This is a genomic window from Lederbergia sp. B243.17 (genome assembly GCF_057657925.1).
Window position 1 is genome coordinate 1 of the sequence record NZ_JBWBKF010000096.1, and the last position, 13,069, is coordinate 13,069.

14 protein-coding genes and 1 rRNA gene are annotated in these 13,069 nt (G+C 45.8%); 14 read left to right on the forward strand and 1 reads right to left on the reverse strand.

Annotated elements, in window-relative coordinates; translation table 11 throughout:
• Positions 1-22 precede the first annotated feature (22 nt).
• From rrf to rsmI, 11 genes are all read left to right on the forward strand, one after another.
• Positions 23-138, forward strand: a 5S ribosomal RNA gene (rrf, locus tag AC0TWI_RS19865).
• Between the two features lie 764 nt (positions 139-902).
• On the forward strand, positions 903-1,076 hold the full coding sequence (locus AC0TWI_RS19870) for a sigma factor G inhibitor Gin (RefSeq protein ID WP_488128079.1): 174 nt from the start codon (positions 903-905) through the stop codon (positions 1,074-1,076).
• Positions 1,077-1,154: 78 nt separating this feature from the next.
• On the forward strand, positions 1,155-2,606 hold the full coding sequence (locus AC0TWI_RS19875; RefSeq protein ID WP_488128080.1) for an aminotransferase class I/II-fold pyridoxal phosphate-dependent enzyme: 1,452 nt from the start codon (positions 1,155-1,157) through the stop codon (positions 2,604-2,606).
• A gap of 41 nt (positions 2,607-2,647) precedes the next feature.
• Positions 2,648-3,292, forward strand: coding sequence for a dTMP kinase (gene tmk / locus AC0TWI_RS19880; RefSeq protein ID WP_488128081.1), 645 nt, complete (start codon positions 2,648-2,650; stop codon positions 3,290-3,292).
• A gap of 92 nt (positions 3,293-3,384) precedes the next feature.
• Entirely contained in the window at positions 3,385-3,714 is a 330-nt protein-coding gene (locus AC0TWI_RS19885; RefSeq protein ID WP_488128082.1) for a cyclic-di-AMP receptor, read from the forward strand.
• Positions 3,715-3,771: 57 nt separating this feature from the next.
• Positions 3,772-4,773 carry a DNA polymerase III subunit delta' gene (holB, locus tag AC0TWI_RS19890; RefSeq protein ID WP_488128083.1) on the forward strand — a complete coding sequence of 334 codons (1,002 nt, stop codon included), beginning with the start codon at positions 3,772-3,774 and terminating at the stop codon, positions 4,771-4,773.
• Positions 4,766-5,593 (forward strand): PSP1 domain-containing protein, encoded by an 828-nt coding sequence (locus tag AC0TWI_RS19895; protein ID WP_488128084.1) that lies wholly within the window; start codon positions 4,766-4,768, stop codon positions 5,591-5,593. The genes holB and AC0TWI_RS19895 overlap by 8 nt, the downstream gene beginning before the upstream one ends.
• A 14-nt stretch (positions 5,594-5,607) precedes the next feature.
• Positions 5,608-5,973, forward strand: a complete 366-nt coding sequence (yabA, locus tag AC0TWI_RS19900) for a DNA replication initiation control protein YabA (RefSeq protein ID WP_488128085.1) — start codon at positions 5,608-5,610, stop codon at positions 5,971-5,973.
• A 110-nt stretch (positions 5,974-6,083) separates the two neighbouring features.
• Complete coding sequence (locus tag AC0TWI_RS19905; protein WP_488128086.1) at positions 6,084-6,830, forward strand: tRNA1(Val) (adenine(37)-N6)-methyltransferase; 747 nt, start codon at positions 6,084-6,086, stop codon at positions 6,828-6,830.
• Positions 6,814-7,101, forward strand: a complete 288-nt coding sequence (locus AC0TWI_RS19910) for a GIY-YIG nuclease family protein (RefSeq protein ID WP_488128087.1) — start codon at positions 6,814-6,816, stop codon at positions 7,099-7,101. Before AC0TWI_RS19905 ends, AC0TWI_RS19910 begins: the two co-directional genes overlap by 17 nt.
• The gene (gene rsmI / locus AC0TWI_RS19915; RefSeq protein ID WP_488128088.1) at positions 7,079-7,960 is read left to right on the forward strand and encodes a 16S rRNA (cytidine(1402)-2'-O)-methyltransferase; all 882 of its coding nucleotides are present in this window, start codon (positions 7,079-7,081) and stop codon (positions 7,958-7,960) included. The genes AC0TWI_RS19910 and rsmI overlap by 23 nt, the downstream gene beginning before the upstream one ends.
• A 56-nt stretch (positions 7,961-8,016) precedes the next feature.
• On the opposite strand, the gene abrB is transcribed toward rsmI, so the two are convergent.
• Positions 8,017-8,307: a transition state genes transcriptional regulator AbrB gene (gene abrB, locus AC0TWI_RS19920; protein ID WP_488128089.1), complete on the reverse strand. Its 291-nt coding sequence runs from the start codon at positions 8,305-8,307 to the stop codon at positions 8,017-8,019.
• Between the two features lie 351 nt (positions 8,308-8,658).
• On the opposite strand from abrB, the gene metG reads away from it, so the two are divergent.
• The 3 genes from metG (at position 8,659) to AC0TWI_RS19935 (ending at position 13,009) form a co-directional block, all read left to right on the forward strand.
• Positions 8,659-10,617 (forward strand): methionine--tRNA ligase, encoded by a 1,959-nt coding sequence (metG, locus tag AC0TWI_RS19925; RefSeq protein WP_488128090.1) that lies wholly within the window; start codon positions 8,659-8,661, stop codon positions 10,615-10,617.
• 177 nt (positions 10,618-10,794) lie between these two features.
• Positions 10,795-11,562 (forward strand): TatD family hydrolase, encoded by a 768-nt coding sequence (locus AC0TWI_RS19930; protein ID WP_488128091.1) that lies wholly within the window; start codon positions 10,795-10,797, stop codon positions 11,560-11,562.
• 220 nt (positions 11,563-11,782) lie between these two features.
• Positions 11,783-13,009 carry a resuscitation-promoting factor gene (locus AC0TWI_RS19935; protein ID WP_488128092.1) on the forward strand — a complete coding sequence of 409 codons (1,227 nt, stop codon included), beginning with the start codon at positions 11,783-11,785 and terminating at the stop codon, positions 13,007-13,009.
• Positions 13,010-13,069 lie beyond the last annotated feature (60 nt).

Genomic DNA, 13,069 nt, shown 5'->3' on the forward strand with positions numbered 1-13,069 from the left:
AAACATTTCTCTTATAACCTTGTCTGGCGGCTATAGCGAAGAGGCCACACCCGTTCCCATCTCGAACACGGAAGTTAAGCTCTTCAGCGCCGATGGTAGTTGGGGGTTTCCCCCTGCGAGAGCAGGACGCTGCCAGGCAAAACGAAAGACACCGCGGATGCGGTGTTTTTTTGTTTTATCTGCTTAATGGGGCAGCTGTTCCATTTTTATTGTCCGTTTATAGGCTATATCGTGTTTCATCGATAAGGTTCTCTTCCGTAGCATATATGTCTTCGTCTTGGAAAATATATCTCACTCCGGGAGAAGATATCTCCGTCTCGGCAAATATATTTCACTCCTGGGGGATATATCTCGTTCTCAGTAAATATATCGCCGTCCTGGAGAATATATTGGCAAGTTCATCTTTTTTAGCTGAAATCCAGTTGCTTCTGGGCACCCACGGCAAAGATATCGATCAACTCCATGAATGTATGTCGTTCTCAGGAAAGTTATCTACCACCTCAGCAACTTTATGTCGTTCCCGGCCAAAGTATCGCCTGCCTGTGGCGGATACTAAGATTCCCCTCAATGGCGCACCTGCCTTCAATTTATGACCAGCTTTCTCAGAGGCCACTAGCAATAGTCCCTCATTTAGGCATGTATCCCTTTTCCAATCTCCTCACATCCAGCTTCCAGCCCCTCCGGTTCCTTAATACTCCCTTCCCGCCCGCCACCCAAGCAATTATCTAATGTTCTTAATGAAGGTATCGCCCCATCCATCCTGCACATAATTAGATTTCCGGCAGACAAACACGGCCGCTGTCCTGCCGGCATAGGATGGAGTATGTGATTGGGCGCAGTTGGTTGAAAATTATGTATATAAAATTAATATACGGGCATGATGACAGTATGGAGGTGGGGCAATGGAAAGGTGCGTTATTTGTGAGCATCCGAAAGAGAAGGGAATTCACCTGTATACAGCATTCATTTGCACAGATTGCGAGAAAGAGATGGTCAGCACAAGCACGAGTGACCCGCAATACAATTACTATATTACCCAATTAAAAGCTGTGACCGACGCGAGGGTAATTTCGTAGGCCAGACGATTCGGATTCGTCTGGTCTTATTTCTTTTTGCCGGGTAAAATGAGAAAGGATGTGGAGAGGAGAAGATGAATGAATCAGTCAAAAATGCCTTTGTACGAGCGGTTGCTTTCCCGTACAGGAGAGAGGCCGATATCCTTTCATGTTCCGGGCCATAAAAACGGTGCGTTATATGCTTCTGAAATCGGTTCTGCCTTCCGCCGGATTGCGGGCATAGATATGACGGAGCTAACCGGACTGGATGATCTGCACTCTCCAGAGGGGGTCATTCAGGAAGCAGAGGAGCTTCTGTCCGATCTGTATGAATCAGAGAAGAGCTACTTTCTTGTAAATGGCAGCACGTCTGGAAACATGGCAATGATCATGTCTTCGTGCAGCGAGGGCGATACAGTTCTCGTCCAGCGGAACTGCCACAAGTCTGTTTTGAATGGAATCATGCTGGCAAAGGCTGAGCCGGTATTCATTTCCCCGGAAATAGATAGCATAACAGGACTTCCAGGTAAGGTGGATCAAGAAGAGGTCAAAAAGGCTTTCGAAAGTTTTCCAGCCATCACAGCCTGTATATTTACATATCCGGACTATTACGGACATACATATGATCTCCGTTCTATCATAAAGACCGCCCATCAATTTGGTGCGGCTGTCCTGATTGATGAGGCACATGGCCCGCATTTTATGCTGGGGGAGCCATTCCCGGCTTCCGCGGTCTCGTTGGGTGCCGACGTTGTTGTACAGTCGGCTCACAAGATGCTGCCAGCAATGACGATGGGGTCCTACTTGCATCTCAACAGTTCCCGGGTGTCTAAGGAGAAATTGGAGTGGTATTTATCGATTTTCCAATCAAGCAGTCCCTCCTATCCGATTATGGCATCGCTGGACTTTGCCCGTAGCTATTTGGCGGGTTTTAATCAGGAGGACATCGCATATACGTTGGAAGAAGGGTCACGATTCATCGCTTCCCTTGAATCCATACCCTCCCTGACTGTCCAGTCAGGTGATGACCCGCTCAAAATTACGCTGCGCCATGAAAATTATAGCGGGGTGGATCTGCAGAAGAAGCTGGAGGAGGCTGGTATCTATCCGGAGTTGGCCGACCCGAACGCTGTTCTTCTCGTTCTTCCTCTATTGAAAAAAGGTATGGCCTTTCCGTATAAAGATGCAGTTACCAGAATGAAAAAAATCGAGTGGACAAGGAAGGAAGCCTATACTGAAAAGAGAGCATCAAACATACAGTTAAGCGGAATATCAAAAATATCTGCTGCTGCTTTTCAAAACAGGTACAGCATTCTCTCAGAATGGGTATATATAAAAGAAGGGGAAGGACGTGTCGCAGCCGAAATGGTCATTCCCTACCCGCCGGGCATTCCATTGCTCATGCCCGGAGAGACGATTACGGGATGGCATATCTCCCGATTGGAAGAGCTGCTGGTCGCCGGGGTGCGGTTCCAGGGAGCGGAACATTTAAAGGACGGAAAGATTGCCGTGTATATTCAATCGCCTGCTGAAAAATCATCTGGTGAATGATATACTAAAACACAATAAGCTAGTGCTGCGGAGGTTTTGGAATGCAGGGAGTATTCATCACGTTTGAAGGTCCAGACGGATCCGGAAAGACGACAATCATGAGTAAGATCGTCGAAGATTTATGTAAACAGGAGATAAAGGTAATACCGACGAGAGAACCAGGCGGTATCCGGATTTCAGAGGAAATCAGGCGGGTCATTTTAAATAAAGACCATGTTGAAATGGACGGCCGTACCGAAGCTCTGCTATATGCAGCGGCGAGACGGCAGCATCTGATCGAAAAGGTCCTGCCTGAGCTGATGAAGGGTTCTATTGTTCTCTGCGACCGTTTCATCGACAGTTCCCTCGCTTATCAAGGTTATGCGAGAGGGCTCGGCATTGAGGAGATTTTTTCAATCAATCAGTTTGCCATACAGGATGTCCTGCCGGAATTGACGCTTTACTTCGATATTGAGCCAAAAATCGGCCTGCAGAGAATCGAAGCTCACAAGGGCCGGGAAGTGAACCGGCTCGATTTGGAAGATTTGGGCTTTCATCAACGGGTTCGTGAAGGGTATAAGATCCTGAAGGAGAGGTTCCCAGAAAGGATCGTAGAAATAGATGCTTCCCGCTCTCTGGACGAGGTATACAAAGAGGCGAAGAAGAAAGTCGAAAGTTTCCTGCAGAAAAGAGGAAATTTAAAATGAACGCGGAATACCTATGTAACAGATGGGTTTAACTGATATAATATGATGGAATGGATTTTCAGAAGTAAAACGATATGGAGGGGTGAATCTATATGAAGTTGATCATGGCAGTTGTTCAAGACCAAGATAGCAACCGTTTAATGACAGCGTTGGTGGACAATAATTTTAGAGCAACAAAGCTGGCAACAACCGGCGGATTCCTGAAGTCGGGTAATACAACATTTATGATTGGGACGGAAGACATCAGAGTCGAAAAAGCTCTTCAAGTCATCAAAGATAACTGCAAATCCCGTGAGCAGCTGATGGCCCCAGTCTCTCCTATGGGCGGAAATGCGGATTCGTATATCCCGTATCCGGTTGAAGTATCTGTTGGCGGAGCGACAGTTTTTGTAGTGCCAATCGAACAGTTTCACCAATTTTAATAGCCGCAGCCGATAAAGAGGCTGTTATCAATTTATAAACGTAAGCGGGTGAATCGGGTGTCCCAAACTTGGGAAAGCTTTCAGAAGGAACAGCCATTTGCCGCTAAAATGCTGAGAAACGGCATCGAGCGCCACCGTCTGTCCCATGCCTACCTGTTTGAAGGTGAGGCAGGAACCGGCAAGCGAGAAGCAGGGTATCTGCTTGCCGCCAGTGTTTTTTGTGAGCGGGGGGCGGTTGAACCCTGCGGCCAATGTGTCAATTGCAAGAGGATTTATTCAGGCAATCACCCCGATGTGCATGTGGTCGAACCGGACGGGCAATCTATCAAAAAGGATCAGATTACGGCCTTGCGTTCCGAGTTCAGTAAATCGGGCGTGGAATCCAATAAAAAGCTGTATATGCTGATTGATGCAGAGAAAATGAGCATCGCGGCAGCGAACAGCCTGTTGAAGTTTCTGGAGGAACCGTATTCCGAAACGATTGCCATTTTGACGACCTCTCAGCCTCAGCGTATGCTGCCGACGATTTTATCCCGTTGTCAGTCCATATCCTTCAAGTCCATTCCGGCTGAGATTCTTACAGCCAAGCTGGTAGATGCCGGTGTCCATCCCGTTAAGGCTCCGCTGCTCGCGGCCATGACGAATAATATGGAGCAGGCTCTCATCCTCAATGAGGAAGATTGGTTTGCACAGGCCAGAAAGACAGTGTTAAAATTATATGAAGTTATGAAACAGGAGCCGCTGTACGCGATGACTGTTTTACAAGAGGAATGGCATGGCCTTTTCAAGGAAAGGCCTCAGATAAATATAGGCTTGGACTTGCTTTTGCTCTTATATAAAGATGTACTTTATATACAATTGGGGAAGGAACAGAGCTTGGTCTATCCCGACATGAGGGCCCAACTGGCTCAAGATGCCCTGCGCACCTCTGCGACAAGGCTGTCGGACCAAATGACTGCAATTTTGGAAGCCAAACGGAAATTACAAGCAAATATGAATCCTCAGCTGTTAATGGAACAGCTTGTGCTAAATTTGCAGGGGGGACCTTCTTTTGTATAATGTTGTAGGTGTCCGGTTTAAGAAAGCCGGTAAAATATATTACTTCGACCCTGGAGAGTTTCCAATTTTTAAAGATGATTATATCATCGTTGAAACTGCCAGAGGGATTGAGTATGGCAAGGCTGTTACAGATATAAAAAGGGTTAATGAGAACGATGTGGTGCTTCCGCTCAAAAAAGTGGTTCGCATTGCAGACCAGAAGGACATGCTGAATGTCGAAGAGAACAAGGCAGCGGCGGAAGAGGCCTATCGTGTGTGTACCGAGAAGATTTCAATTCACCAGCTTGATATGAAGCTGGTGGATGTTGAATATACATTTGATCGGAACAAGGTAATATTTTATTTTACAGCGGATGGCCGGGTCGATTTCCGCGAACTGGTAAAAGATTTGGCGGCCATTTTTCGGACGAGAATCGAATTGCGCCAAATCGGTGTAAGAGATGAAGCGAAGATGCTCGGCGGCATCGGACCATGCGGAAGAATGCTTTGCTGCTCCACGTTCCTCGGAGATTTTGAACCGGTGTCGATCAAGATGGCGAAGGACCAGAACCTGTCTTTGAATCCGACGAAGATTTCTGGGTTATGCGGACGGCTCATGTGCTGCCTGAAATATGAAAATGATGAATACGAAGCTGCTAAGGCAGAGCTGCCTGATGTAGGTGAGACGATCAAGACCCCTGACGGCATGGGCCGGGTGACAGGCTTGAACATTTTGGAACGGTTGATCCAAGTGGACTTGTCAGGGCAGGAGCGCATGCTGGAATACACGCTGGAGGAGATCACAAGTCAGAGTGCAACGTCTGTCCCGGCCACGGAATAACGAGGTGGAGTGCAATGGATAAGAAGGAATTCTTTGATTCAGTCAGTAATATGGAGATGCAAATTGGCCAGCTCTATCAGCAACTGGGCGAGTTGAAGCAATATCTTGCCGAGCTGATTGAAGAAAATCATCATTTGAAACTAGAGAACGACCATTTGCGCAGACATATGGAACAGGGACAGGACGAGAATAAAGCTTTGACAGACGAAGAAAAGCAGAAAGACAAAACGGTGTATGAGAAAATAACAGAGATCGGGGAAGGATATGATAATCTGGCCCGTCTCTACCAAGAAGGCTTCCATATTTGCAACGTTCATTTCGGCAGTCCTCGCCGGGATGAGGACTGTCTCTTCTGTCTTTCTTTCCTCAATAAAAAATAAAGATGCATTCAGGCCGCGGAACGAGAAGCTTATTACCGTTTGGGCGGCTGTCTGGAGATTATCGAGGCCTTCCTTACAAAAAGGAAGGCTGTTTTAATGGAGTGTGAAACATGATGAATCTAAAACCTGATGAGCGTTTGGACTATTTGCTCGCTGAAGACCTGCGGATTATACAAAGTCCTTCCGTGTTCGCTTTTTCCCTTGATGCCGTCTTATTGGCAAGGTTCGCCTACTTGCCGATCCAAAAGGGGAAGGTGGTCGATTTATGTACGGGAAATGGCGTCATTCCGTTGCTTTTAAGCGCCAGAACAAAGGCGGACATAACAGGAGTAGAGATACAGGAGAGGCTGTACGATATGGCAGTAAGGAGTGTTGCCTATAACGGGCTGGAGACACAGCTGAACATGATCCATGGAGACTTGAAGGACATGCCGCAAATATTAGGAAGCAGCAAGTATGATGTCGTCACATGCAACCCACCCTACTTTTTGTCGCCGTCCTCAGAGGAGAGGAATGAAAATGAGCATTTTGCAATCGCAAGGCATGAGATCCTCTGCAAACTGGATGACGTCGTCCGTGTCAGCAGTCAGCTCCTCAAACAAGGAGGCAAGGCAGCCTTCGTCCATCGTCCGGAGAGGTTAATGGATATTCTTACAGCAATGCGTCACTACCGCCTGGAGCCAAAAAGGCTTCGCTTTGTCTATCCAAAGAACGGAAAAGAGGCGAATACCATCCTTGTTGAAGGCATGAAGGACGGCAAGCCGGGGTTGAAAACATTGCCTCCACTGTTTGTGTATGACGATGAAGGTGAATATACCCCTGAAGTGAGAGAAATATTATATGGAAATAAAGAATAACCATTATTTTTATGTGCTGGAATGTTGCGATGGCTCCTATTACGGGGGGTATACGACTGATGTGGAAAGGCGTCTTGCCGAGCATAACAGCGGCAAAGGAGCAAAATATACAAGGGCAAAAACCCCGGTAACGGTTATTTATAGTGAGGAATTTGGCGATAAGCGCCAGGCGATGAGGGCGGAATATGCATTTAAAAAACTGACCCGCAAACAGAAAGAACATTTTTTGCAAAAGGCAGGTGGCCGTTATGAGAATTCAAAAGAGTTTTGATGGGACAGGCATTGGGGGGATCCTTTATCTTGTTTCCACTCCGATCGGTAATTTGGAGGACATGACGTTCCGTGCGATACGACTTCTGAAAGAGGCAGATGTAATTGCTGCTGAAGATACCCGGAACACAAAAAAGCTCTGTAATTATTTTGATATAACAACCCCTTTAATAAGTTACCATGAACATAATAAGGAAACGAGCGGGAAGCAGCTTGTAGAAAGGCTTAAGGGAGGAGAAACAGTAGCGCTTGTCAGTGATGCGGGCATGCCTTGTATATCCGATCCGGGTTATGAACTGGCGTCTCTTGCCATCGAGGAAGGAATAAAAGTCGTGCCGATACCTGGAGCCAATGCAGCCTTGACCGCCTTGATTGCGTCAGGCATTAAAGCCCAGCCTTTTTATTTTTATGGATTCCTGCCCAGAGGCAAAAAGGAAAAGGCAGCAGAACTTGAGGCGATCTTTAAGCTAAATACAACTGCGATCCTTTACGAAGCGCCGCATCGGCTGAAAGAAACACTTAAGGCGATTGCAGGCATTTATGGCGGAAAAACTGTGGTCCTTTGCCGCGAACTGACCAAGAAGTATGAAGAATTTATCAGGGGAACCGCAGAGGATGCACTGGAATGGGCTGGAAGTGAAGAGGTCAGAGGAGAGTTCTGCATTATTCTTGAAGCAGGCGGGGTAACGATACAAGAACAGGCTGTAGCTGAGTGGTGGGAAAACTTGACGGTTGAGGAGCATGTTAACCACTATATTAATGAAGGAAAGGTTACCGCAAAGGAAGGGATTAAGCAGGCTGCCCTTGACAGAGGCATGAAAAAGCGGGACGTGTACCAGATTTACCATGTTGAAGATTAAAATGTTATCGAAGATAAAAAGAAAAAACCCGGCGTTAGCCGGATTTTTTTATGTACTTACCTTTCTTCTTTCAAGTGGAAGGCATTTTCAATTTCCTTCATTAATTGCTCTGCTCCCGCACGGCTGATTACCAACTTTCCGCCGGCAAGCAACGCGTTGTCATCAGAAACATCACCGGTAATATGGCAAGTCATGCTTGGTTTGTATTTCTTCAAGATGATTTTATCGTCATCAACATATATTTCCAGCGCATCCTTCTCTTCAATTCCTAGAGTGCGACGAAGTTCGATCGGGATTACAACCCTTCCAAGCTCATCTACCTTTCTAACAATTCCAGTCGATTTCATTTTCCTCATTTCCCCTCTCAAGATAGGACTACAGATTATTTCGCCATAATTCGACAAATTTCTAGGAGTAGTATAATCATACCAGTCATTCCCATATGCGTCAATTTATTAATTAGCTAGCATTTGAGAGAACTAGTTCACTCTACTACACTATAATACCTTTTTTGATTAACAATTTCCTCCATATTTCAACTAATATTTTTCGACAAGTTCCTTCCCTTGAATAATGAGAGTGGGATTTGGACGTGCCTAAGTTGCGGAAATGTCTAATTTCACGTATATTTTGTTGATATAAGGGGTTATGATGCCAAAAAGAACGTTTGTTTATAGACATAAGAGGAGGGAACAAATGTGAAAGAAAAATTGAAAACATTTTATCTGACCACGCCGATCTACTATCCGAGCGGCAATTTGCATATAGGTCATGCATATACAACGGTGGCGGGGGATGCAATGGCCCGCTACAAGCGTCTGCGAGGCTTCGATGTAATGTACTTGACAGGGACTGATGAACACGGGCAGAAGATCCAGCAGAAGGCCGAAGAGAAAGGTGTTACTCCTCAAGCTTATGTTGATGAGATTGTCAGCGGGATTCAGGAGCTGTGGAGCAAGTTGGAAATTTCCTATGACGACTTTATCCGGACTACGGAAGATCGCCACAAGGATGTCGTCCAAAAAATCTTTCAGCGACTTTTGGACCAGGGAGACATCTATCTTGATGAATACGAGGGACTTTATTGTACGCCATGTGAATCCTTTTTCACAGAGAGACAGCTAATTGACGGAAAATGCCCGGATTGTGGACGTCCGGTCGAAAAAGTGAAGGAAGAGTCCTATTTCTTCAAAATGAGCAAGTATGTAGACCGGCTGCTTCAATTCTATGAGGAAAATCCGGAGTTCATCCAGCCTGAGTCACGGAAAAATGAAATGGTTAATAACTTCTTGAAGCCGGGACTTGAGGACTTGGCCGTATCCAGAACGACTTTCGACTGGGGAATCAAGGTTCCAGGTAACCCGAAGCATGTAATCTATGTTTGGATTGACGCATTGACAAACTATATTACAGCTCTCGGCTACGGAACGGATGACGATTCGAAATTCCTTAAATACTGGCCGGCCGATGTTCATCTTGTCGGGAAGGAGATTGTACGCTTCCATACGATTTACTGGCCGATCATGCTGATGGCGCTTGACTTGCCGCTACCGAAAAAGGTATTTGCGCATGGCTGGTTGTTGATGAAAGACGGGAAAATGTCGAAATCGAAGGGGAATGTTGTCGATCCGGTTACGCTGATTGACCGTTATGGCCTTGATGCACTTCGCTATTATCTTCTTCGTGAGGTTCCATTCGGAGCAGACGGCGTCTTTACTCCAGAGGGATTTGTAGAACGTATCAACTTTGACCTTGCAAATGATCTCGGCAACCTGCTGAACAGGACAGTAGCAATGATCAATAAATATTTCGGCGGCGAAATTCCTCTGTACGCGGGATCGGTTACTGCATTTGATGATGATCTGCTAAAGATCAATGGTGATGTCGTGAAGCAATATGAAGAGGCCATGGAGAAGATGGAGTTTTCAGTTGCTTTGTCGGCCGTTTGGCAATTGATCAGCCGGACAAATAAATATATAGATGAAACACAACCTTGGGTGCTCGCAAAAGAAGAGAAACGGGAAGAACTCGGAAGTGTTATGGTTCATTTGGCCGAATCGCTTCGGAGAGCAGCTGTACTTCTTCAGCCATTCTTGACCAAAACACCGGGAAAGGTGTTCCAGCAGCTGGGAATTGAAGAGGAACAGCTGAAGGCCTGGGACAGTCTTGAGAAATTCGGCCTCATTCCTGAGGGAAGAAAGGTAACAGAAAAGGGAGAACCGATATTCCCTCGCCTTGATATGAAAGAGGAGATCGACTATATCAAAGAACAGATGCAAGGCGGCTCTCCTGCAGCTGCCGAAGAGCCGAAAGAAGAAAATTCGGATGGACAGCCTGAAATCACGATCGATGACTTTATGAAAGTTGAATTGAGGGTAGCAGAGGTCATCGATTGTGAACCGGTAAAAAAGACCGATAAGCTGTTAAAACTTCAACTCGACTTGGGTTATGAGAAACGTCAGGTCGTATCGGGTATCGCACAATTCTACAGTCCAGAGGAACTCGTCGGCCGTAAAGTAATCGTTGTGGCGAACTTGAAAGAAGTGAAATTGCGGGGGGAATTGTCCCAAGGAATGATCTTGGCCGGTGAGAAAAACGGAATTTTATCCCTGGCAAGTGTCGATCAGTCACTGGAAAACGGGGCCCTTGTAAAGTAATTTTAATAAAACTGTAAATTCTAAAAACTTTTATACAACAGGGACATAGAGGGGTATGAGCGAATCATGCATATTTATTCGCTCTCTCTCTATGAAGTTTGTTGTAATCATAATGTTAGAGTACTGTGATAAATGTTACGGATTTATGGCGTATACTCTACTAAGGAGATTTTGACAATGCTATTTGATACTCACGTTCATTTGAACGACGATCAATTTGATGAGGATCTGGAAGAAGTCATTGCAAGAGCACAAGAAGCAGGAGTAGAAAATATGGTAGTGGTCGGTTTCGACCGCAAAACAATCACAAGGGCGCTAAAACTGATCGACGAGTATGACTTTCTCTACGCCAGCATCGGTTGGCATCCGGTTGATGCCATTGATATGACGGATGAGGATCTCGCGTGGATTGAAGAAAAGGCAGCACATCCGAAAGTAGTCGCTCTTGGTGAAATGGGCCTCGACTACCATTGGGAGAAATCTCCCCATGATGTACAGAAGGATGTATTCCGCAGACAGATCAAGCTGGCGAAGAAATTAAAGATGCCGATCATCATACATAACCGAGAAGCTACTCAAGACATCGTAACTATCCTCAAAGAAGAAGAGGCCAATGAAGTCGGCGGCATCATGCATTGCTTCAGCGGTAGTGCTGAAACAGCGCTGGAATGTGTAAACATGAACTTTCACATTTCCCTTGGAGGACCGGTGACGTTCAAAAATGCAAAAAAACCGAAGGAAGTCGCGCAAGCTGTCCCAATGGAGCGTCTTCTGATTGAAACGGATTGCCCATATTTGGCACCTCATCCAAACAGAGGCAAAAGAAATGAGCCAGCCTATGTCAAACTGGTAGCAGAAGAAATTGCTGAACTGAAAAACCTGCCGGTAGAAGAAGTGGCTGCCGTGACTGCAGAAAACGCAAAAAGACTATTCGGCATCAACTGACAAAGAATACTGTAAGACCGTGAGAAAGCCTGTCTGCTTCATGTCCGATTCCAGAATGTTTGACAAAACTTACTTCTTTGTTGAGAGACTATGTCGACAACTCTAGCTTTTCTTTTTCTTGCGAGTTATGCATAATGTTGCGTAACCCCACCAGAAATTGTGAGTTGACATGGGGCGATTAATATTTATATAATCTCACGGAGAAGAAGGAGGCGTGTTGATGAACACAGAACCCAGAAATGGTTCATTGTTATCTACAATGAACCGGCACAAGTTAGGCCTTTTTGTTGCCAGTTTCGTAGTGTTTGCAGCTACGTTTTGTATCCTTGCATATGAGGGGACAAAAAAGACTGTGGCACTTACGCTGGATGGCGAAAAAGTCGTTGTGAAAACACATGCTGACACAATCGGGGATGTATTAAAGGAGCTGGACATTACGGTCAGTGAAGGGGATTATTTATCTCATTCGCCTGATACCGCTGTAAAGAATAGATTGACGTTTGCGTGGGAACCCGCCAAGCAGGTTGTACTGACAGACGGGAAGAAAGAAGAAAAGATTTGGACTACGACGAAAACAGTCCGCGAGTTCTTGAAGTCGCAGAATATGAGTTTAACAGACTATGATAAGATCAATGTATCGCTCGATAAGGTGATTTCCGATAACATGAAATTATCGATTGAGCGCGCTTTTCCTCTCGTGTTGAAAAATGGAAACCAAGAAGAAAAAGTATGGGCAACTTCGACTACTGTCGCTGACTTTTTAGAGCAACAGGGAATTACACTCAGCCAGCTTGACCGTGTAGAGCCAGGTTTGGATGAGAGCGTGGAGCCGAATGGTACAGTGAACGTTATCCGCGTTGAAAAGGTCACCGATGTAGTGGAAGAACCGATTGATTTTGCAATTGTGACAAAGAAAGATGATAAGCTCGCCAAGGGTGTTGAAAAAGTAGTCCAGCCTGGCAAGAACGGCCTGGCGAAAAAAGAGTTTGAAGTAGTAAAAGAAAACGGAAAAGAAGTATCCCGTAAGCTCATCGCCGAAAAAAAGGTTGAGGAAAGCCAGAGTAAAATAGTGGCTGTCGGGACTAAGGTGCTTACTGCACAAGTGTCACGCGGAACAAAAAGCACGGCACAGGCAGCAGGTGCAGCTCCTGAAGGCGGCAAAGAGATGTACGTGAATGCCACTGCTTATACAGCATATTGCAATGGCTGTTCAGGCGTCACTGCAACTGGCATTAATTTGAGATCCAATCCGGGAGCCAAGGTAATTGCTGTTGACCCGAAAGTCATTCCGCTCGGTTCCAAGGTATGGGTGGAAGGATACGGCTACGCAGTCGCAGGCGATACAGGCGGTGCGATCAAAGGAAATAGAATTGACCTGTTTGTTTCTTCAAAAGAGGAAGCGTACAGATACGGTTCAAAACGGGTTAAGATCAGAGTTGTAAATTGATACCATAGGGGCAGGGGAGAGCAATCTCCTTTGCCCTTTTTGATTTTCTCTTCAATCATG

Bases quoted from the DNA above. Each gene is read 5' to 3' on its own strand.
- AC0TWI_RS19870 (WP_488128079.1), top strand. From the start codon at position 903: ATGGAAAGGTGCGTTATTTGTGAGCATCCGAAAGAGAAGGGAATTCAC.
- AC0TWI_RS19875 (WP_488128080.1), top strand. From the start codon at position 1,155: ATGAATCAGTCAAAAATGCCTTTGTACGAGCGGTTGCTTTCCCGTACA.
- tmk (WP_488128081.1), top strand. From the start codon at position 2,648: ATGCAGGGAGTATTCATCACGTTTGAAGGTCCAGACGGATCCGGAAAG.
- AC0TWI_RS19885 (WP_488128082.1), top strand. From the start codon at position 3,385: ATGAAGTTGATCATGGCAGTTGTTCAAGACCAAGATAGCAACCGTTTA.
- yabA (WP_488128085.1), top strand. From the start codon at position 5,608: ATGGATAAGAAGGAATTCTTTGATTCAGTCAGTAATATGGAGATGCAA.
- AC0TWI_RS19905 (WP_488128086.1), top strand. From the start codon at position 6,084: ATGATGAATCTAAAACCTGATGAGCGTTTGGACTATTTGCTCGCTGAA.
- AC0TWI_RS19910 (WP_488128087.1), top strand. From the start codon at position 6,814: ATGGAAATAAAGAATAACCATTATTTTTATGTGCTGGAATGTTGCGAT.
- rsmI (WP_488128088.1), top strand. From the start codon at position 7,079: ATGAGAATTCAAAAGAGTTTTGATGGGACAGGCATTGGGGGGATCCTT.
- abrB (WP_488128089.1), bottom strand. From the start codon at position 8,307: ATGAAATCGACTGGAATTGTTAGAAAGGTAGATGAGCTTGGAAGGGTT.
- AC0TWI_RS19930 (WP_488128091.1), top strand. From the start codon at position 10,795: ATGCTATTTGATACTCACGTTCATTTGAACGACGATCAATTTGATGAG.
- AC0TWI_RS19935 (WP_488128092.1), top strand. From the start codon at position 11,783: ATGAACACAGAACCCAGAAATGGTTCATTGTTATCTACAATGAACCGG.